Origin of the sequence: Streptomyces sp. NPDC001714 (genome assembly GCF_042892755.1) — a bacterium.
Lineage (GTDB): Bacteria > Actinomycetota > Actinomycetes > Streptomycetales > Streptomycetaceae > Streptomyces.
Map to the genome: position 1 here is coordinate 119,217 of NZ_JBIAUL010000005.1, position 20,292 is coordinate 139,508.

Sequence of the window (20,292 nt, forward strand, 5' to 3'; positions counted from 1 at the left end):
GGGCGCTGCCGTGGGCCGGGATCAGGAGACGGCGGTCAGCCGAGGGCCTTGCCCGGCAGTTCCACCTTCGCGCCCAGCTCGACCAGCTTCTCCATGCTGTGCCTGCCCGGGGGCAACCCCCGGACCCCCGGCCGGAGGGCGCTGCCGTGGGCCGGGATCAGGAGACGGCGGTCAGCCGAGGGCCTTGCCCGGCAGTTCCACCTTCGCGCCCAGCTCGACCAGCTTCTCCATGAAGTTCTCGTAGCCGCGGTTGATGAGGTCGATGCCGTGGACGCGGGAGGTGCCCTGGGCCGCGAGGGCGGCGATCAGGTAGGAGAAGCCGCCGCGGAGGTCGGGGATGACCAGGTCGGCGCCCTGGAGCTTGGTCGGGCCGGAGACGACCGCCGAGTGCAGGAAGTTGCGCTGGCCGAAGCGGCAGGCCGAGCCGCCCAGGCACTCGCGGTAGAGCTGGATGTGAGCACCCATCTGGTTCAGCGCGGAGGTGAATCCGAGGCGGGACTCGTAGACCGTCTCGTGGACGATCGAGAGGCCCGTGGCCTGGGTCAGGGCGACGACGAGCGGCTGCTGCCAGTCGGTCTGGAAGCCCGGGTGCACGTCCGTCTCCAGCGCGATGGACTTCAGCTGGCCGCCGGGGTGCCAGAAGCGGATGCCCTCGTCGTCGATCTCGAAGGCACCGCCCACCTTCCGGTAGGTGTTCAGAAACGTCATCATCGAGCGCTGCTGGGCGCCCCGGACGTAGATGTCGCCCTCGGTCGCCAGCGCCGCCGACGCCCAGGACGCGGCCTCCAGGCGGTCCGACAGGGCCCGGTGGGTGTAGCCGCCGAGCTTGTCCACACCGGTGATGCTGATCGTGCGGTCGGTGTCGATCGCGATGATCGCGCCCATCTTCTGCAGCACGCAGATGAGGTCCTCGATCTCCGGCTCGACCGCCGCGTTGGACAACTCGGTGACGCCCTCGGCGAGCACGGCCGTCAGCAGCACCTGCTCGGTCGCGCCCACGGACGGGTACGGCAGCCGGATCTTCGTACCGCGCAGCCCCTTCGGCGCCTCCAGGTACTGGCCGTCCGCGCGCTTCTCGATGGTCGCGCCGAACTGCCGCAGCACGTCGAAGTGGAAGTCGATCGGCCGGCCGCCGATGTCGCAGCCGCCGAGGCCCGGGATGAACGCGTGGCCGAGGCGGTGCAGCAGCGGGCCGCAGAAGAGGATCGGGATCCGGCTGGACCCGGCGTGGGCATCGATGTCAGCGACGTTCGCGCTCTCCACGTACGTCGGATCGAGCACCAGCTCACCGGGCTCCTCACCCGGACGTACCGTCACCCCGTGCAACTGCAGCAGGCCGCGTACGACCCGGACGTCACGGATGTCCGGAACGTTGCGCAGCCGACTGGGTGCACTGCCCAGCAGGGCGGCGACCATGGCCTTCGGTACGAGGTTCTTCGCACCGCGGACACGGATTTCGCCCTCCAGCGGGGTGCCGCCGTGGACAAGCAGGACATCGTCGTTGACGGTCATGAATCTCGCGTTCCATGGAGTTGGGCAGGGCCGGAGAGACAGAGTAATCGCCCATCGGCCCCCTCCCGTAAGCCCAAGGACCACCCAGCTACGTCATAGCTGTGTCACAACACGAACGGTTCCTCGTCGGACACATGGGGTCACCGCCCGTGACCGTGCGCCGGGGGCGCTCCCTTCCGCCCTGAGCTGCATTCACCCATGGACCCGGATTGGCTCCCCACGCGACGGGAAGATGCGGGATCATGTCAGGCATGACCGAGGTGTCCTCGCTCACAGGGCGGCTGCTCGTGGCCACGCCCGCCCTGGCGGACCCGAACTTCGACCGCGCGGTGGTGCTCCTTCTCGACCACGACGAGGAGGGCTCCCTCGGTGTCGTCCTCAACCGCCCCACCCCGGTGGACGTCGGGGACATCCTGGAGGGCTGGGCCTCCCTCGCCGGTGAGCCGGGAGTCGTCTTCCAGGGCGGCCCGGTCTCCCTGGACTCCGCGCTCGGCGTCGCGGTCATCCCCGGCGGGGCCAACGGCGACCGCGCCCCGCTCGGCTGGCGCCGGGTGCACGGTGCGATCGGCCTGGTCGACCTGGAGGCCCCGCCGGAGCTCCTCGCCTCGGCCCTCGGCTCCCTGCGGATCTTCGCCGGTTACGCCGGCTGGGGCCCCGGCCAGCTGGAGGACGAACTGGTCGAGGGCGCCTGGTACGTCGTCGAGTCCGAACCCGGCGACGTCTCCTCCCCGTCCCCGGAAAGACTCTGGCGCGAGGTCCTGCGCCGCCAGCGCAACGAGCTCGCGATGGTGGCCACGTACCCGGACGACCCCTCGCTCAACTGACGGCGGGCCTTCTCGCAACCGTTGTCCGGGCGCTTCAGTACCCTTGGCACTTATGAGCACTCTTGAGCCCGAGCGCGGGACTGGTACGGGGACCCTCGTAGAGCCGACGCCGCAGGTGTCCCACGGCGACGGCGACCACGAGCGCTTCGCCCACTACGTCCAGAAGGACAAGATCATGGCGAGCGCCCTCGACGGCACCCCCGTCGTGGCGCTGTGCGGCAAGGTGTGGGTGCCCGGCCGCGACCCGAAGAAGTACCCCGTGTGCCCCATGTGCAAGGAGATCTACGAATCCATGGGCAGCGGCGGCGACGGCGAGGGCCAGGACAAGTAACCCGCTGGTCCGACAGCTCGGCTCTCCGAGGCCCCGGGCACGCTTTGGCGTGTTCCGGGGCCTTTGCCGTACCCGCGCGTTGCACGGAGTGCGTCGTGCGGTCACAGAGTGGTTGAGACCTCTTGTCGGCATGTTCATGTTGTCCCTAGCCTCCGTGGTGTTGTGCAGAGCGAAATAGCCGTTGCATATCTTGCAACGCCCCCATGCTTGAGCGCGCTCCGGAGGGTCACTCCATGAAGCTCCCCGTCCCCGCACTCCTCGTCGGCGCCCTGTTCCTCACAGCCGCGTGCGCCCCGCAGACCTCCGCCAACTCCGCCTCCGACAAGGACGACAGGAGCGGCACCCTGCGGGTGTGGCTCTTCCAGGAGGTCGGCAACGACCCGAAGCAGAAGGTCGTCGACTCCGTCGTCGCCGCCTTCGAGAAGGCGCACACCGGCACCAAGGTCGACGTGGAGTACATCCCGGTCGACACGCGCGCCCAGCGCGTCAAGGCCGCCTTCAACGACCCGGCCTCGGCCCCCGACGTCATGGAGTACGGCAACACCGACACCGCCGGATACGTCCACGACGGCGGACTCCTCGACGTCACGAAGGACTTCGGCGCCTGGAGCGAGGCGAAGGACACCGACCCGACGGCCCGGCAGTCGGTGACCGTCGCCGGCAAGGTCTACGGCGCCCCCTTCTACGTCGGCGTCCGCGCCCTCTACTACCGCACGGACGTCTTCAAGGAGCTCGGGCTGAAGCCGCCGGCCACCATGGCCGAGCTGGCCTCCACGGCTCGTGAGATCCGTGCCGCGAAGCCCGGCCTGTACGGCCTCGTCGTCGGCGGCGCCTACACCTACGGCGCGATGCCCTTCCTCTGGGCCGACGGCGGCGAACTGGCCACCGGCAGGGGAGGCTCGTACACCTCCGCGATCGACAGCGCGGCCGCGCAGAAGGGCATCAAGGAGTACACGTCCCTCTTCGGCGACGACAACTGCCCGGCCGCCAAGTGCGCGGGCTTCGGCGGCAACGACACGGTCACCGCGTTCGCCGCGGGCAAGGCGGGCATGGCGATCGGGGGCGACTTCAGCCACGCGGCGGTGGAGGCGGGGAGCGTCAAGGGCAAGTACGCGGTGGTGCCGCTGCCGGGGGCCACGGCCGGCTCGATCGCGCCGGCCTTCGCGGGCGGCAACAACATCGGGGTGCTGAAGAGCACGACGCACCGCACGCCGGCCGTCGCGCTGATGGAGGAGCTGACCTCCAAGAAGACGCAGGCGGCGATGTTCGACGCGATGGGTTTTCTGCCGACGTTCAAGGACGTCCGTGACCAGGCGGCCGCGAAGGAGCCGTTCGTGAAGCCGTTCGTGGCGACCCTGGCCGCCGGGACGAAGTTCGTGCCCGCCTCGGCCGGGTGGTCGCAGATCGACTCGTCGCTGGTGCTGCCGACGATGTTCCAGGAGGTCATCAGCGGCAAGAAGAGTGTGGGGGCTGCTTCGCAGGAGGCGGCGAAGAAGATGGACGACGCGTTCGGCTCCGCCGGATGACGCCGACGGCGGGGGTGCTTGCCGAGCGTGGGCGGGTGCGGCGCCGTCGTGGCTGGTCGCGCCCGCGCGGCGGTAGCTGCAAATTCAACACGGCCCCGCGCCCCTATCGGGGCGTCGAGTGGACGCCTTGGATATATCTCGCCCCCGCTCTCGTCGTCCTCGGGGCGCTGCTCGGATACCCCATCTATCAGCTCGGGTTGATCTCCGTCTTCCGCTACACCCAGGCTCAGGTCAGTGGCGGTGAACCCACGGCCTTCGTCGGCCTGGACAACTACTCGGACGTCTTCTCCGACGACCAGTTCTGGTCGGTGCTGCTGGCGACCGTCGGGTTCGCCACCGCCTGTGTCGTGTCGACGCTCGCCGTCGGGTGTGCGCTCGCCGTGCTGCTGACGCGGGTGCGGGCGGTGCCGCGGCTGGCGCTGATGCTGGCGGCGCTGGGGGCGTGGGCGACCCCGGCCGTCACCGGGTCCACGGTCTGGCTGTTCCTCTTCGACCCGGACTTCGGGCCGGTCGACCGGGTGCTCGGGCTCGGCGACCACTCCTGGACCTACGGCCGCTACTCCGCCTTCTTCCTGGTCCTGCTCGAAGTGGTGTGGTGCTCCTTCCCGTTCGTCATGGTCACCGTGTACGCCGGGATCCGCGCCGTCCCGTCCGAGGTGCTGGAGGCCGCCGCGCTGGACGGGGCCTCGCAGTGGCGGATCTGGCGGTCCGTGCTGGCGCCGATGCTCCGGCCGATCCTGACGGTCGTCACCATCCAGTCGGTGATCTGGGACTTCAAGATCTTCACGCAGATCTACGTGATGACCGGCGGAGGCGGGATCGCCGGGCAGAACCTGGTGCTCAACGTGTACGCCTACCAGCAGGCCTTCGCCTCCTCGCAGTACGGGACGGGCGCGGCCATCGGGGTCGTCACGCTGCTGGTCCTGCTCGCCGTCACCCTGGTCTACCTGCGGCTGCTGCGCCGGCAGGGGGAGGAGCTGTGACCGTGGTGAATCTTGTGCGCGGGTTCGGGCGCCGGCCGGGGCGGCTGGCCGCCGAGGGGGCGGCGCTGCTGATCGCCGTGCTCGTCGCTTTTCCGCTCTACTGGATGGTGCTGGGCGCCTTCAAACCGGCCGGTGAGATCGAGTCGGACCGGCCCCGGCCGTGGACCCTCTCGCCCTCTCTGGGCTCCTTCCGGCGGGTCTTCGGGCAGCAGGAATTCGGCCGTTACTTCGTCAACAGTCTGGTCGTCGCGGGCAGTGTGGTCATCGTCTCGGCGCTGATCGCCTTTCTCGCGGCGACCGCCGTGACCCGATTCCGGTTCCGCTTCCGGACCACCTTGCTGATCATGTTTCTGGTGGCCCAGATGGTGCCCGTGGAGGCCCTCGCCATCCCCCTCTTCTTCCAGCTGCGGGACTTCGGTCTGCTGAACACACTGGGCTCGCTGATCCTGCCCCACATCGCCTTCTCGCTGCCCTTCGCGATCTGGATGCTGCGGGGGTTCGTGAAAGGGGTGCCGGAGGCGCTGGAGGAGGCCGCCTACATCGACGGGGCGAGCCGGTCGCGCTTTCTCTGGCAGATCCTTTTCCCGCTCGTCCTGCCGGGCCTGGTGGCCACGAGCGTGTTTTCCTTCATCTCCGCCTGGAACGACTTCCTGTTCGCCAAGTCCTTCATCGTCAGCGACACGTCGCAGTCCACGCTGCCGATGGCGCTGCTGGTGTTCTTCAAGCCGGACGACCCCGACTGGGGCGGGGTGATGGCGGCCTCCACGGTGATGACGATTCCGGTGCTGGTGTTCTTCGTACTCGTACAGCGACGCCTGGTCTCGGGACTGGGCGGAGCGGTCAAGGACTGAGGTGATTTCGGAGATGGATCTGATTCCCGCGCCGCGCGGCGTCGTCGCCGGTTCCGGTGAGGTGCGGCTGACGGCGCACTCTCAGCTCTATGCCGGTCCGGGCACCGAGGGCGTCGGCCGCTGGCTGCGCACCGTCCTGTGGGCGGCCGCCGGTCTGCCGCTGCGCGAGGGCCGGGAGCTCGACGACACCGAGGGCGACGGCATCGGGCTCCTGCTCGACCCGCACCTCGGCCCCGAGGAGTACCGCCTCGTCAGCGACCCGGCCGGCGTCCTCGTCGAGGGCGGCGGCGCGGCGGGTGTCTTCTGGGGCGTCCAGACGCTGCGGCAGCTCCTGGGCCCCGCCGCGTACCGCAGGGCCGTCGTGGAACCCGACCGCGTCTGGGCCGTGCCGCATCTCACGATCGAGGACTCCCCCCGGTTCCGCTGGCGCGGATTCATGCTCGACGTCGCCCGGCACTTCATGCCGAAGGAAGGCGTCCTGCGCCACCTCGATCTCATGGCGGCGCACAAACTCAACGTCTTCCACTTCCACCTGACGGACGACCAGGGCTGGCGCATCCGGATCGAGCGCTACCCGCGGCTCACCGAGGTCGGCTCCTGGCGGGCCCGCACGAAATTCGGTCACCGTGCCTCACCGCGGTGGGAGGAGAAGCCGCACGGCGGCTACTACACCCAGGACGACATCCGGGAGATCGTCGCCTACGCGGCCGAGCGGCATATCACGGTCGTCCCCGAAATCGACGTGCCGGGACACTCGCAGGCCGCCATCGCCGCGTATCCGGAACTCGGCAACACCGACGTCATCGACACCACCGCCCTCTCCGTCTGGGACTCCTGGGGGATCTCTCCGAACGTACTCGCCCCCACTGACAACACCCTGCGCTTCTACGAGGGGGTGTTCGAGGAAGTGCTCGGTCTCTTCCCGTCGGAGTTCATTCACGTCGGCGGCGACGAATGCCCGAAGGACCAGTGGCGGGCCTCGCCGGCCGCGCAGGCCCGCATCAAGGAACTCGGGCTCGCCGACGAGGACGCGCTGCAGTCCTGGTTCATCGGGCACTTCGCGAAGTGGCTCTCCGCGCGCGGACGTCGGCTCATCGGCTGGGACGAGATCCTGGAGGGCGGCATCGCCGACGGCGCGGCCGTCTCGTCGTGGCGCGGTTACGGCGGCGGAATCGCGGCCGCGCGGGCCGGCCACGACGTCGTCATGTGCCCCGAGCAACACGTGTACCTGGACCACCGTCAGGCGGACGGCGCCGACGAGCCGGTGCCGATCGGGTACGTCCGCACCCTGGAGGACGTGTACCGGTTCGAACCCGTTCCACCGGGGCTGGACGAATCCCAGGCGCGGCGGATCCTGGGCACCCAGGCCAACGTCTGGACCGAGGTGATGGAGGACCAGGCGCGCGTGGACTACCAGGCCTTTCCCCGGCTCGCCGCCTTCGCGGAGGTCGCCTGGAGCGCCCTCCCGGCCCCGGCAGAACGGGACTTCGCCGACTTCGAGCACCGTATGGCCGCGCACTACCGGCGGCTCGACGCCCTGGGGGTCGCCTACCGCCCGCCGGCCGGCCCCCTGCCGTGGCAGCAGCGCCCCGGCGTCCTGGGCCGCCCGCTCGACGGCCCACCCCCGAACCGCTGAGCGCTCACCGGGAGCGCCGCCATAGGCCGCTGTCGGCTGTCGGCTGCGGCGCCGCGCCCCTCACGGGCGCTGCCGACCGCGGCGGACCTCGCCGGACCCGCTCGGCCCCACCCGAGCCTCACGCCGGCCGGGTTCCCCGCTCCCCGCTCCCTGCCCCCGCTCCGAATGCGTAAGGGAAAAAGACCCCAAGGATCACCGAAGAGTGTCAATCGGTGCGCACTCCCAATGAGGGGAGAAAACGGACCAAGTCGCCGATGAGGTGGGCGAATGCCTCCTAGCGGACCCGTGCGTTCGAGGCTTGCGAAGATGTGCCAGAGTTGCCACGTCCGCCCTGTGAGCACGTACCGTACGGCCACACAGGTGGGACCAGGTGGGGCAGCGGGAAGGGGCAGCCGGTTTTGACCACGCACGCACCGCAGGCGGGGCAGTCCGTCACGCTGCCCACGACGCTGAACGAGGCCGTGGCGGCCCTCACCGACATGCCCGCCGCGGTCCCCGTCGCGGGCGGGACCGACCTGATGGCCGCCGTCAACTCCGGACAGCTCAGGCCCGCCGCCCTGGTCGGCCTCGGCCGGATCAGCGAGATCCGCGGCTGGCAGTACCAGGACGGCAACGCGCTGCTCGGCGCCGGTCTCACGCACGCACGCATGGGCCGCCCCGACTTCGCGGCCCTGATCCCGGCGCTCGCCGCCGCCGCGCGGTCCGCCGGACCGCCGCACATCCGCAACGCCGGCACCCTGGGCGGCAACATCGCCACGGCCGCGCCCACCGGCGACGCGCTGCCGGTGCTCGCCGCCCTGGAGGCGACGCTGATCATCGCGGGACCGGGCGGATCCCGCCGGGAGATCCCGGTCTCACACCTGCTGGCCGGCGTGGAGATGCTCCGCGCGGGCGAGCTGATCGGCTTCGTGCGGGTACCGCTGCTGCACGCCCCGCAGGTCTTCCTGAAGGCGACCGGCCGCACCGGACCGGGCCGCTCGGTGGCCTCCGTGGCGCTCGTCCTGGACCCCGCGCGGCGCGGGGTCAGATGCGCCGTCGGCGCCATAGCGCCGATGCCGCTCAGGCCCCTGGACGCCGAGCAATGGGTGGCCCGGCTGATCGACTGGGACAACGACCGCGCGCTCGTCCCGGAGGCGCTGGCCGCCTTCGGCGAGTACGTCGCGGCCGCCTGCATCCCGGACCCGGCCCCCGAGCCCGACGGCTCGGTGCCGCCGCTTCCGCCCGCCGTACTGCACCTGCGGCGCACCGTGGCCGCGCTGGCCCGACGAGCACTGGGGAGGGCGCTGTCATGACCGACGAGCAGCACGGGGAGGGCGCGCCCGCCGGCGGTGGCGGCCGCTGGGACCCGCTGCCCCAGGGCGACTACGACGACGGCGCGACCGCCTTCGTGAAGCTCCCCGAGGGCGGCATCGAGGCCCTGCTGTCCGCCGACAGCCCCCTGGCCGCGCCCGGGCACGGCTACGTGCCGCCGCAGATAGCGGCCGCCCCCGGCACCGATCCCTGGGGCACGCCGGCCGACGGAACCCGGTGGCCCGAACCGAACCCGGTCCCGCGGGAGCGGCCCGCCGACGACCGGTTCACGTACAACCCGGCCTCGACGCAGCAGTGGACGTACGAGGAGCCGCCGCCCGCGCCCGGTCACGACGTGACCGGGCAGTGGTCGATCCCGGTCGCGACCGGTGACACTCCGGACGAATCGGGCGAGTTCACCACATCCGCGCTCATGGAGCAGTGGGGCGGCACGCCGCCGGCGACCCTGCCGGGCGGCGCGGCCGCCCCGTGGGCGCAGGAGGCCCAGGCGTGGGAGCGCCCCGTGGAGGCCCCTGGATCGCCCGCTGAGCCCCCCGCGGGCCATGGCGACACGCTGGCCCCGACTCCCGCCTCCCGGGCCGCCGGTGCGCCGCCTGCGGCCGACGCGCCGGCGAGGGGTGAAGGGGGCGAACGGGGCGAAGCGGCGGAGATCGGCGAACCGTACACAGTCGGCCGACCGTCCGACACCGGCGAACCCCGCGCGGTCGGCGGCCCGGCCGAAGCCGACGCGCCCCACGGCGCTTCCGGCTCCCACCCCGGCCACGACCCGCAGGCCGCCGACGGCGAGTCCGCCCCACAGGGGCCACCCGCACCCGACGGCGAAAGCGTCTCGGGTGACGCGGACGGGAACCGACACGCCGAAGGCGAAGCCGAGGCGGTCGACGACCACCCCCTCGCCTCCTACGTCCTGCGCGTCAACGGCGCCGACCGCCCCGTCACCGACGCGTGGATCGGCGAGTCCCTCCTGTACGTCCTCCGCGAGCGCCTCGGCCTCGCCGGTGCCAAGGACGGCTGCTCGCAAGGCGAATGCGGCGCCTGCAACGTCCAGGTCGACGGCCGCCTGGTCGCCTCCTGCCTGGTCCCCGCGGTGACCGCCGCCGGCAGCGAGGTCCGCACGGTCGAGGGCCTGGCCCAGGACGGCCGCCCCTCGGACGTGCAGCGCGCCTTGGCCCGCTGCGGAGCCGTCCAGTGCGGCTTCTGCGTCCCCGGCATGGCGATGACCGTCCACGACCTGCTGGAAGGCAACCCGGCCCCCACCGAGCTGGAGACCCGCCAGGCCCTGTGCGGCAATCTCTGCCGCTGCTCCGGCTACCGGGGCGTCCTGGACGCCGTCAACGAGGTCGTCGCCGAACGCGAGGCACATGCCGCCGCCGACGCTGAGACGGACGGCGACGAGGCCCGTATTCCCCATCAGGCGGGACCGGGCGCCGGCGGCGTCAACGCGTCGGCGTTCGACTCCCCACGCACCTTCGGGGCCGGAATCCAGATCCCGCACGAGCAGACGTACGACCAGTCGTACGGTGGCAACCAGTCGTTCGGTGGGAACCAGTCGTTCGGCGGCGACCAGTCGTTCGGTGGGAACCAGTCGTTCGGCGGCGACCAGTCGTTCGGCGGCAACCAGACCTTCGGCGGCAACCAGTCGTTCGACGACCAGAGTCAGAGCCAGAGCTACGGCCCGGACGGAGGCCAGGCGTGACCAACGAGACCGTCACCACGACCACCGCCGCGGAGACCCCCGTCCCCGCCGCCGAACCGCTGCCGCACGGCCTCGGCGTGTCGCTGCCCGCCGCCGACGCGGGCGCGAAGACCGAGGGCACGTTCCCGTACGCGGCCGACCTGTGGGCCGAGGGCCTGCTGTGGGCGGCCGTCCTGCGCTCCCCGCACCCGCACGCGCGCATCGTGTCCATCGACACCAGCCACGCGCGCGAGATGCCCGGCGTCCGGGCCGTCGTCACCCACGAGGACGTCCCCGGCACCCCCCGCCACGGCCGCGGCACCCCGGACCGCCCGGTCTTCGCCTCCGAGGTCGTACGGCACCACGGCGAGCCCATCGCGGCCGTCGCCGCCGACCACCCCGACACGGCCCGGATGGCCGCCGCCGCCGTCATCGTCGAGTACGAGGTGCTCGACCCGGTCATCGACCCCGAGCAGTCCTTCGAGGCCGAGCCGCTGCACCCCGACGGCAACCTGATCCGGCACATCCCGCTCCAGCACGGCGACCCGGACGCGACCGGCGAGATCGTGGTCGAAGGCCAGTACCGCATCGGCCGCGCCGACCCCGCCCCCATCGGCGCCGAGGCCGGACTCGCCGTGCCCCGCCCCGACGGCGGCGTCGAGCTGTACCTGGCCTCCACCGACCCGCACACCGACCGCAACACGGCCGCCGCCTGCTATGGCCTGTCGCTCGAACAGGTGAAGATCGTCGTCACCGGCGTGCCGGGCGCGACAGCCGACCGCGAGGACCAGGGCTTCCAGCTCCCGCTCGGCCTGCTCGCCCTGAAGACCGGCTGCCCGGTCAAGCTCACGGCGACCCGCGAGGAGTCCTTCCTCGGCCACGCCCACCGCCATCCCACCCTGCTGCGCTACCGGCACCACGCCGACGCCGAGGGCAAGCTGGTCAAGGTCGAGGCGCAGATCCTGCTCGACGCGGGCGCCTACGCCGACACCTCCGCCGAGTCCCTGGCTGCCGCCGTCTCCTTCGCCTGCGGTCCGTACGTCGTCCCGAACGCCTTCATCGAGGGCTGGGCCGTCCGCACCAACAACCCGCCCTCGGGACACGTCCGTGGCGAGGGCGCCATGCAGGTGTGCGCCGCCTACGAGGCGCAGATGGACAAGCTGGCGAAGAAGCTCGGCCTCGACCCGGCCGAGATCCGCCTGCGCAACGCGCTCGCCACCGGCGACCTCCTGCCCATCGGCCAGACGGTGACCTGCCCGGCTCCGGTGGCCGAACTCCTCCAGGCGGTACGGGACTTCCCGCTTCCGCCGCTGCCCAAGGACGCACCCGAGGACGAGTGGCTGCTGCCCGGCGGCCCCGAGGGCGCGGGCGAACCGGGCGCGGTGCGCCGGGGCGTCGGCTACGGCCTCGGCATGGTGCACATGCTCGGCGCGGAGGGCGCCGACGAGGTCTCGACGGCCACCGTCAAGGTCCACGACGGCATCGCGACCGTGCTCTGCGCGGCCGTGGAGACCGGTCAGGGCTTCACCACGCTGGCCCGGCAGATCGTCCAGGAGACCCTCGGCATCGACGAGGTCCATGTCGCGCCCGTCGACACCGACCAACCCCCGGCCGGCGCCGGCTGCCGGGGCCGGCACACCTGGGTCTCGGGCGGAGCGGTGGAACGCGCCGCGAAAATGGTCCGCACTCAGCTCCTCCAACCCCTCGCTCACAAGTTCGGCATGTCGACCGAGCTGCTCCAGATCACCGACGGCAAGATCACCTCGTACGACGGCGTCCTGTCGACCACCGTCACCGAGGCGCTGGACGGCAAGGAGCTGTGGGCCACCGCACAGTGCCGCCCGCACCCGACCGAGCCGCTGAACGGCGACGGCCAGGGCGACGCCTTCGTCGGCCTCGCCTTCTGCGCGATCCGCGCGGTCGTCGACGTCGACATCGAGCTGGGGTCGGTACGGGTCGTGGAGCTGGCCGTCGCCCAGGACGTCGGCCGGATCCTCAACCCGGCCCAGCTCAACGCCCGGATCGAGGCCGGTGTCACGCAGGGCGTCGGCATCGCCCTGACGGAGAACCTGCGCACCCCGCGCGGGCTGATCCGCCACCCCGACCTCACCGGCTACGCCCTGCCGACCGCCCTCGACGCGCCCGACATCCGGATCGTCAAGCTCGTCGAGGAACGCGACGTGGTCGCCCCCTTCGGCGCCAAGTCGGTCAGCGCGGTACCGGTCGTGACGTCCCCGGCGGCCATCGCCTCCGCCGTCCGCGCGGCCACCGGCCGCCCGGTCAACCGCCTCCCGATCCGCCCGCAGGCGGCGGTGGTCACGGGCCAGTGAGCCTGTCGGGGGTCGTCGTCGTCGCGGGCGTGATGGCTGCGGGGAAGTCGGCGGTCGCCCAGGCGCTCGCCGAGCGCCTGCCCCGGGCCGCCCACGTCCGCGGCGACCTCTTCCGCCGCATGATCGTCTCCGGGCGCCAGGACTACACCCCCGACGCCTCCGCCGAGGCCACGGCCCAACTCCGCCTCCGCTACCGCCTGTCGGCCGCCACGGCGGACGCCTACGCCGAGGCCGGCTTCACGGCGATCGTCCAGGACGTGCTGCTGGGCCCGGAGTTGGCGTCGTACGTCGAGCGGATCCGCACCCGCCCCCTGCACGTCGTCGTCCTCGCCCCCAGCGCCGAGGCCGTGGCGGAGCGGGAGGCCGGGCGGTCGAAGACCGGGTACGGGCCCGCGTGGACGATCGCCGATCTCGACGCGGAACTCCGGCTGCGCACCCAGCCGTTGGGACTGTGGCTGGACACCTCGGAGCTCACCGTGGAACAGACGGTGCAAGCGATTCTCGCCGGGACGGAACGGTCTCGGGTCGCCTGACGTCTCTTCTGCGGGGCGTTGTCAGTGCCGCGGCGTAGTGTTCTGGTTAGTGGGGACGGCCGTTCCCGAGGGGAAGCCCGGACGGCCCGCCATGCCCTGCCGACGACCTACGCACGACGCACCACTCGACCCACTTGCACGTCTTGAACTCTTGATCGCGGGGGCAGCGATGAGCACGATCAGCACGACCGGCAGCGGTGCGACGGCGATCACGCTGACCGAGGCTGAACTGGACCGTTACATCACGCACGAACCCACCCGCAGCTGGCTCACCGGCCCCGGACTGCCCGACAGCGGCGGCCTGCTGACGTTCGAGCCGCTGCGCACGGCGGGCCTGCGCACCCTGGCCGACGTCACGGACGGCCCGACCCGGCTCGCGGAGGAGCTCAGGGACCGGCTGGTGATCGGGGAGCTGCTGGCCCCGGTCGGCCTGGACACCGAGTCGATCCTCCTCGACGGCGGTACCGGCGAGATCAGCACCGCCTATCTGATCGACCCCACCGACCCGCGCCCGCTGGCCCCCTCGTTGGAGACCCTGCTGCGCTTCGCCGCGGTCACCGAGGAACTGACGGGACTGCGCGGCCGTTTCGCCTCCCTCGCCGGGACGCACGGCACGAAGGCGGCGACCGAGGCCTCCCGCAAGCTCCTCGAGCTCTTCGAGGAGGGCACGGCCGGCCGCGTCCCGCCGTACTGGAAGGCGACAGCCCTGATCCGCCCCCTCAGCCTGATCGCGGGCCCCGGCACGGGCTCCGGGCTGGCCGTCGACCTTCCGGCCCGGCTCCTGGACCAGGAGTTCGGGCAGGGTCGGGTGGCCCGCTTCGAGGAGGTCGACTTCCCGCCCACGCTCACCCACGAGCCGACCCGCCGCTTCCTGCGCGAGAGCGGCCTCCCGGAGGACGCGGTCGTCTTCCACCTCGACCCGGACGCCCCGCTCCCCACCCTCTGGGAGTACTTCACCGACATCCACACCGGCGGCTTCCCCGTGGACGACCTCCCGCCCCACGCCGACCGGCTCATACGCCTCGGCTACCTGGTCGAGGACAACAGCCTCGTCGTGGACGGCACCACGGGCGCGATCCTCAACTTCTCCGAGCCCGAGGCGACCCTCTACCCCCTCAACACGGACATCTCCACGCTCGCCTACACCCTCTGGCTGCTGCACCACGAGCGCACCATCGACGAGCACCTGAACCACGAACTCACCACCGACGCCTACGACCAGCTCGCCGCGACCATGCTCCACACCCTCGCGACCATCGACCCCACCCCGGTCACGACGGACGCCGACTGGCACTACTGGACGGAGCTGTTCCAGGACGAGGCGGGCGGGGTGCTGTAGCGGGTCGGGAAGGGGCTTGGGGCCGGGGCGGGTCGGTCAGGTCACCAGGCCCTGGCGGTAGGCGTAGACGACGGCCTGGACGCGGTCCCGCAGCCCCAGCTTGGCGAGGATGCGGGAGACGAAGACGGCCGTAGCCCGTCCCACCGCCGGGACTGGACGGAATGGAGGGCTCTTCTGACAGAGGCGAAAGTCCGGGACGGACGTTTGCACGACGCGCGCCACACGGCCGCCACGGTCCTACTCATCCTCGGTGGCCCCGAGCGAGCTGTCATGGGCCTCATGGGGTGGTCGACCACAGTCATGGCCGCCCGCTGTCAGCACATGGTGGACGCCGTGCGGACGGACATCGCGAGGCAGGTAGACGGCCTGATATGGAAGCCCGAGGCAGATCGGCCGGACGATGATGACGGGCTCACTGGCTCCCTCGTGCAGGTGAGTTAAGCCACCGGGGCAGGTCCGGTTGCTCGGCCACCGTCCTCACCTTCCCCCTGTGGCGCGTCACCGCGTGCGTTCGGCAGCAAGTTCCGTGCTGGATTCTCTTACCCAAACGGGCAGCGCAGGTCTTGTTCCCGTTTTTCCCTCTGGGGATCGCAACTTAGACGGGAACTGAGACGGACGACCAAAAGGGCGGCACCCCTCGGGGGGTGCCGCCCTTTCGTTCTGCCTGGTCAGGCAGTCAGAGGCCGTGACTGGAATCGAACCAGCGTAACCCGCTTTGCAGGCGAGTCCCTAAACCACTCGGGCACACGGCCGTGTCGGTGAGTTGAAGGTACGGGGGTGCGGGGGAGGGGCTCAAGGGGATCGGTGGGGCTGCAACGGGACTGCCATACGGCGTTCATGAACCGGGGGACCGCGGGACCGGGGAGCGGGGGGTGTACGACCAAGGTCGGAGGCCGGGTGGGGCTTGCGACAGGGGTCAGAGTGGGGGTTGGGGCTTACCGTGGTCAGCATGACCGCCCTTGAGCCGAGCGACGCCGTTGTCGCAGATGAGACCGCAGACGGAGTCGATGAGGGCGGTGTGCTGGGGCGGTCGTACCGGGCGCTGAGTGTCGGGATCGTGTCCGTCGTGCTGCTGATCGCCTTCGAGGCGACGGCCGTCGGGACGGCGATGCCGGTCGCGGCCCGGGAGCTGGACGGGGTGTCGCTGTACGCGTTCGCCTTCTCCGGGTACTTCACGACCAGTCTGTTCGGGATGGTGCTGGCCGGGCAGTGGTCGGACCGGAAAGGGCCGCTCGGGGCGCTGACGACGGGGATCGGGGCCTTCGCCGCCGGGCTGGTGGTGGCCGGGACCGCGCAGGGCATGTGGGTGTTCATCGCGGGGCGGGCCGTGCAGGGGTTCGGCGGCGGGCTGGTCATCGTCGCGCTGTACGTCGTCGTGGGGCGGGCCTACCCGGAGCGGTTGCGGCCCGCGATCATGGCCGCCTTCGCCGCGGGCTGGGTGGTGCCGTCCGTCGTCGGACCGCTGGCCGCTGGCGCGGTGACCGAGCAGCTCGGGTGGCGGTGGGTGTTCCTCGGGATCCCGGTGCTCGTGGTCTTCCCGGTGGCGCTGGCGCTGCCCCGGATACGGCGCCGGGCCGGCGGGCCGGTGGCGGAAGAAGGGGGCCAGGGAGCAGGGGGCCAGGGAGCAGGAGGCCAGGAAGAAGGGGGGCGGGGAGCCTTCGACCGGCGGCGGATCCGGCTCGCCTTCGGTATCTCGCTGGGTGCGGGGCTGTTGCAGTACGCGGCTCAGGATCTGCGGTGGGTGTCGGTGGTACCCGGACTGCTCGGCGGTGCGCTGCTGGTGCCCGCCGTGCTCGGGCTGCTGCCCCGCGGTACGTACCGGGCGGCGCGAGGCCTGCCCTCCGTCGTCCTGCTGCGCGGGGTCGCGGCCGGTGCCTTCATCTCCGCCGAGTCCTTCGTGCCGTTGATGCTCGTCACCCAGCGGGGCCTGTCGCCCACCCTCGCCGGGTTCTCGCTGGCCGCGGGCGGAGTGACCTGGGCACTGGGTTCGTGGGTGCAGGCGCGGCCGCGGACGGAGCCGTACCGGGAGCGGCTGATGACACTGGGGATGGTGCTGGTGGCGGCGGCGATCGCCGCGGCGCCCGCGGTGCTCGTGCACGGCGTGCCGGTGTGGACCGTCGCCGTCGCCTGGGCCTTCGGCTCCTTCGGGATGGGCCTGGTGATCGCCTCGGCCAGTGTCCTGATGCTCAGGCTCTCCACCCCGGCCGAGGCCGGCGCCAACTCCGCCGCCCTGCAGATCTCCGACGCCCTCTCGAACGTCGTCCTGCTCGCCGCGGCCGGCGCGGCCTTCGCCTCCCTCGGCGGCGGCAGCATGACGGGGGCGGCGGGCTCCGGTTCCCATCCGGCCGCCTTCGCCGCGGTGTTCCTGCCGATGGCGGGGATGGCACTCGTCGGGGCCTGGGTGACGACGCGGCTTCGTGATCTGTGACGTGAGTCCCACCCGGGGGTGAGGCGGCCTCGTCCGCGCGTTGACAGCCACGGGGCGCCGGTAGGGTGGCCCGGTTGTCATACGTAGCAGCCGCCCGACCCCCTTACTACGGAGACCGTGACTACCACCGCCGCTTCTGCTTCCGCCACTTCCTCCTCACACCACCTCTCGCCGGCCTTCCCGGGCCGGGCGCCCTGGGGTACCGCCAGCAAGTTGCGTGCCTGGCAGCAGGCGGCCATGGAGAAGTACGTCCAGGAGCAGCCGCGCGACTTCCTGGCCGTGGCCACGCCCGGCGCCGGGAAGACGACGTTCGCGCTGACGCTCGCCTCCTGGCTGCTGCACCACCATGTCGTGCAGCAGGTCACCGTCGTCGCCCCCACCGAGCACCTGAAGAAGCAGTGGGCGGAGGCCGCGGCCAGGATAGGGATCAAGCTCGATCCCGAGTACAGCGCCGGCCCGCTCAGCCGGGAGTACGACGGGGTCGCCGTGACGTACGCCGGTGTCGGCGTGCGGCCGATGCTGCACCGCAACCGGTCCGAGCAGCGCAAGACGCTCGTCATCCTCGACGAGATCCACCACGCAGGCGACTCCAAGTCCTGGGGTGAGGCCTGCCTGGAGGCGTTCGAGCCGGCCACCCGGCGGCTGGCCCTGACCGGTACGCCGTTCCGGTCGGACACCAATCCCATCCCCTTCGTGACCTACGAGGAGGGGCAGGACGGGATCCGGCGCTCGGCCGCCGACTACACCTACGGGTACGGCAACGCGCTCGCCGACCACGTCGTGCGCCCGGTCATCTTCCTCTCCTACAGCGGCAACATGCGCTGGCGCACCAAGGCCGGTGACGAGATCGCCGCCCGGCTCGGCGAGCCGATGACCAAGGACGCGGTCAGCCAGGCCTGGCGTACGGCGCTCGATCCGCGCGGTGAGTGGATGCCGGCCGTGCTGCGCGCCGCCGACCAGCGGCTGACCGAGGTGCGCAAGGGCATCCCCGACGCGGGCGCCCTCGTCATCGCCTCCGACCAGGACTCGGCCCGCGCCTACGCCAAGCTGATCCGTGAGATCACGGGGACGAAGGCGACCGTGGTCCTCTCCGACGACACCGGCGCGTCCAAGCGGATCGACGACTTCAGCGGCAGCGACGACCGGTGGATGGTCGCGGTGCGGATGGTGTCCGAGGGCGTCGACGTGCCCCGGCTGGCGGTGGGGGTCTACGCGACGACCATCTCGACGCCTCTCTTCTTCGCCCAGGCCGTCGGCCGTTTCGTGCGGTCCCGGCGGCGCGGCGAGACCGCGTCGGTGTTCCTGCCGACCGTCCCGGATCTGCTGACCTTCGCCAACGAGATGGAGGTCGAGCGCGACCACGCCCTCGACAAGCCCAGGAAGGACGGCGAGGAGGACCCGTACGCCGAGTCCGAGAAGGAGATGGAGGAGGCGAACAAGGAGCAGGACGAGGACACCGGCGAGCAGGAGCAGTTCGCCTTCGAGGCGCTGGAGTCCGAGGCCGTCTTCGACCGGGTGCTCTACGACGGCGCCGAGTTCGGCATGCAGGCCCACCCGGGGAGTGAGGAGGAGCAGGACTACCTCGGCATCCCGGGGCTCCTCGAACCCGACCAGGTGCAGCTGCTGTTGCAGAAGCGGCAGGCCAGGCAGATCGCGCACAGCCGCAAGAAGCCGGACACCGAGGCCGACCTGCTGGAACTGCCCGCGGAGCGGCGGCCCGTGGTCTCCCACAAGGAGATGATGGAGCTGCGCAAGCAGCTGAACACGATGGTCAGCGCGTATGTGCACCAGAGCGGCAAGCCGCACGGGGTGATCCACACCGAGCTGCGCAGGGTGTGCGGGGGGCCGCCGAGTGCGGAGGCCACGGCGGGGCAGCTTCGGCAGCGGATCGCCAAGGTGCAGGAGTGGGCTACCCGGATGAGGTAGTCGGCCGGGTGCGGGCCGGTGGGGGCTGGTCGCGCCCGCGCGGCGGAGCCGCAAATCGACACAGCCCCGCGCCCCTATGGGGCGCGAAGGTGGACGTATGCCGACACAAGCGCAGTAGTCCGTACCGGTACGTGACCGGATTCTGGACGGAGGCTTCCGCTCAGCGAACCCGCACCGCTACTGTCCGGCTACGCACACGCCCCGTGGCAGCGCCGCCGCGGAGCGCAGCCGTGAAGCGACTGGGCCCGGAGCCGCCGGGCCGCCATGCCGATCGGCGGCCTCTGAAGCGCGTCGCTGACGGGACTCGGCGACGCACCGCCGCGTCGGAGGTTGCCGGCCTCACCACTTAAGGAGTGGGCGTCGTGACCGCGGAGACCTCTCAGACGCTCGATCGGGGACTCAGAGTCCTCAAACTGCTGGCCGACACGGACCACGGGCTGACCGTCACCGAGCTTTCCAACAAACTGGGCGTGAACCGGACCGTCGTGTACCGGTTGCTCGCCACGCTTGAGCAGCATGCGCTGGTACGGCGTGACCTGGGCGGGCGAGCCCGGGTCGGGCTGGGGGTGCTGCGTCTTGGCCGGCAGGTGCATCCGCTGGTACGGGAGGCAGCCCTGCCGGCGCTGCGCTCGCTCGCCGAGGACATCGGGGCGACGGCGCACCTGACCCTGGTCGACGGGACCGAGGCGCTGGCCGTCGCGGTCGTCGAGCCGACCTGGACCGACTACCACGTGGCCTACCGGGCCGGGTTCCGGCACCCGCTGGACCGCGGCGCCGCCGGCAAGGCGATCCTGGCCGCCCGGCACTCGCCGCGGAACGATCCCGGGTACACGCTGACCCACGGCGAACTGGAGGCCGGGGCGAGCGGGGCCGCGGCGCCGCTGATCGGGGTCACCGGTGTCGAGGGCAGCGTGGGGGTCGTGATGCTGGCGGACGCCGTGCCGGAGCGGGTGGGGGCGCGCGTGATGGACGCGGCCCGGGAGGTCGCGGAGGCCCTGCGGTAGGGCGCGGGCCGGGTGGGGGCTGAGGTGGGGTGGGGACGCTTACCGGCGCTTGCAGGGTGCCTCCCCCAGCCTTCGGCCGGGGA

15 protein-coding genes, 1 tRNA gene and 2 pseudogenes are annotated in these 20,292 nt (G+C 71.6%); 15 read left to right on the forward strand and 3 right to left on the reverse strand.

Translation table 11 applies throughout. From position 1 onward, the window contains the following. Positions 1–171: 171 nt before the first annotated feature. Positions 172–1,512: a UDP-N-acetylglucosamine 1-carboxyvinyltransferase gene (murA, locus tag ACFY0P_RS14800; protein WP_351486827.1), complete on the reverse strand. Its 1,341-nt coding sequence runs from the start codon at positions 1,510–1,512 to the stop codon at positions 172–174. 251 nt (positions 1,513–1,763) lie between these two features. On the opposite strand from murA, the gene ACFY0P_RS14805 reads away from it, so the two are divergent. From ACFY0P_RS14805 to ACFY0P_RS14855, 11 genes are all read left to right on the forward strand, one after another. Then, on the forward strand, positions 1,764–2,336 hold the full coding sequence (locus ACFY0P_RS14805) for a YqgE/AlgH family protein (RefSeq protein ID WP_217545775.1): 573 nt from the start codon (positions 1,764–1,766) through the stop codon (positions 2,334–2,336). A gap of 52 nt (positions 2,337–2,388) precedes the next feature. Further along, positions 2,389–2,667 (forward strand): DUF3039 domain-containing protein, encoded by a 279-nt coding sequence (locus ACFY0P_RS14810; protein WP_362586261.1) that lies wholly within the window; start codon positions 2,389–2,391, stop codon positions 2,665–2,667. 233 nt (positions 2,668–2,900) lie between these two features. Beyond that, positions 2,901–4,193 (forward strand): extracellular solute-binding protein, encoded by a 1,293-nt coding sequence (locus ACFY0P_RS14815; RefSeq protein WP_388911772.1) that lies wholly within the window; start codon positions 2,901–2,903, stop codon positions 4,191–4,193. After that, positions 4,190–5,176 (forward strand): carbohydrate ABC transporter permease, encoded by a 987-nt coding sequence (locus ACFY0P_RS14820; protein ID WP_388911775.1) that lies wholly within the window; start codon positions 4,190–4,192, stop codon positions 5,174–5,176. The genes ACFY0P_RS14815 and ACFY0P_RS14820 overlap by 4 nt, the downstream gene beginning before the upstream one ends. 5 nt (positions 5,177–5,181) lie before the next feature. Continuing rightward, positions 5,182–6,027 carry a carbohydrate ABC transporter permease gene (locus ACFY0P_RS14825; RefSeq protein WP_388912789.1) on the forward strand — a complete coding sequence of 282 codons (846 nt, stop codon included), beginning with the start codon at positions 5,182–5,184 and terminating at the stop codon, positions 6,025–6,027. A 13-nt stretch (positions 6,028–6,040) separates the two neighbouring features. Then, positions 6,041–7,663, forward strand: a complete 1,623-nt coding sequence (locus tag ACFY0P_RS14830) for a beta-N-acetylhexosaminidase (protein WP_388911778.1) — start codon at positions 6,041–6,043, stop codon at positions 7,661–7,663. A gap of 398 nt (positions 7,664–8,061) precedes the next feature. Beyond that, entirely contained in the window at positions 8,062–8,955 is an 894-nt protein-coding gene (locus tag ACFY0P_RS14835; RefSeq protein WP_388911781.1) for an FAD binding domain-containing protein, read from the forward strand. Next, positions 8,952–10,670 carry a 2Fe-2S iron-sulfur cluster-binding protein gene (locus ACFY0P_RS14840; RefSeq protein ID WP_388911784.1) on the forward strand — a complete coding sequence of 573 codons (1,719 nt, stop codon included), beginning with the start codon at positions 8,952–8,954 and terminating at the stop codon, positions 10,668–10,670. Before ACFY0P_RS14835 ends, ACFY0P_RS14840 begins: the two co-directional genes overlap by 4 nt. Next, positions 10,667–12,979 carry a xanthine dehydrogenase family protein molybdopterin-binding subunit gene (locus tag ACFY0P_RS14845; protein WP_388911786.1) on the forward strand — a complete coding sequence of 771 codons (2,313 nt, stop codon included), beginning with the start codon at positions 10,667–10,669 and terminating at the stop codon, positions 12,977–12,979. Before ACFY0P_RS14840 ends, ACFY0P_RS14845 begins: the two co-directional genes overlap by 4 nt. Before the next feature lie 2 nt (positions 12,980–12,981). Continuing rightward, positions 12,982–13,512 carry an AAA family ATPase gene (locus ACFY0P_RS14850; protein WP_388912792.1) on the forward strand — a complete coding sequence of 177 codons (531 nt, stop codon included), beginning with the start codon at positions 12,982–12,984 and terminating at the stop codon, positions 13,510–13,512. Positions 13,513–13,681: 169 nt separating this feature from the next. Beyond that, positions 13,682–14,851, forward strand: coding sequence for an SUKH-4 family immunity protein (locus tag ACFY0P_RS14855; protein WP_388911789.1), 1,170 nt, complete (start codon positions 13,682–13,684; stop codon positions 14,849–14,851). Positions 14,852–14,887: 36 nt separating this feature from the next. On the opposite strand, the pseudogene ACFY0P_RS14860 reads toward ACFY0P_RS14855, so the two are convergent. Further along, positions 14,888–14,974, reverse strand: a pseudogene (locus ACFY0P_RS14860) (DNA-binding response regulator); the annotation flags it as partial. Between ACFY0P_RS14860 and ACFY0P_RS14865 the strand changes: the two are divergent. Continuing rightward, a pseudogene (locus ACFY0P_RS14865) lies at positions 14,969–15,292 on the forward strand (site-specific integrase); the annotation flags it as partial. The pseudogenes ACFY0P_RS14860 and ACFY0P_RS14865 overlap by 6 nt on opposite strands. A 239-nt stretch (positions 15,293–15,531) precedes the next feature. Here the strand turns inward: ACFY0P_RS14865 and ACFY0P_RS14870 are convergent. Then, positions 15,532–15,603, reverse strand: a tRNA-Cys gene (locus tag ACFY0P_RS14870). Between the two features lie 197 nt (positions 15,604–15,800). Between ACFY0P_RS14870 and ACFY0P_RS14875 the strand changes: the two genes are divergently transcribed. From ACFY0P_RS14875 to ACFY0P_RS14885, 3 genes are all read left to right on the forward strand, one after another. Beyond that, on the forward strand, positions 15,801–17,279 hold the full coding sequence (locus ACFY0P_RS14875; RefSeq protein WP_388911792.1) for an MFS transporter: 1,479 nt from the start codon (positions 15,801–15,803) through the stop codon (positions 17,277–17,279). Between the two features lie 117 nt (positions 17,280–17,396). Next, the gene (locus tag ACFY0P_RS14880) at positions 17,397–19,205 is read left to right on the forward strand and encodes a DEAD/DEAH box helicase (RefSeq protein ID WP_388911795.1); all 1,809 of its coding nucleotides are present in this window, start codon (positions 17,397–17,399) and stop codon (positions 19,203–19,205) included. A gap of 362 nt (positions 19,206–19,567) precedes the next feature. Then, positions 19,568–20,209, forward strand: coding sequence for a helix-turn-helix domain-containing protein (locus tag ACFY0P_RS14885; RefSeq protein WP_351486873.1), 642 nt, complete (start codon positions 19,568–19,570; stop codon positions 20,207–20,209). Positions 20,210–20,292: the final 83 nt, after the last annotated feature.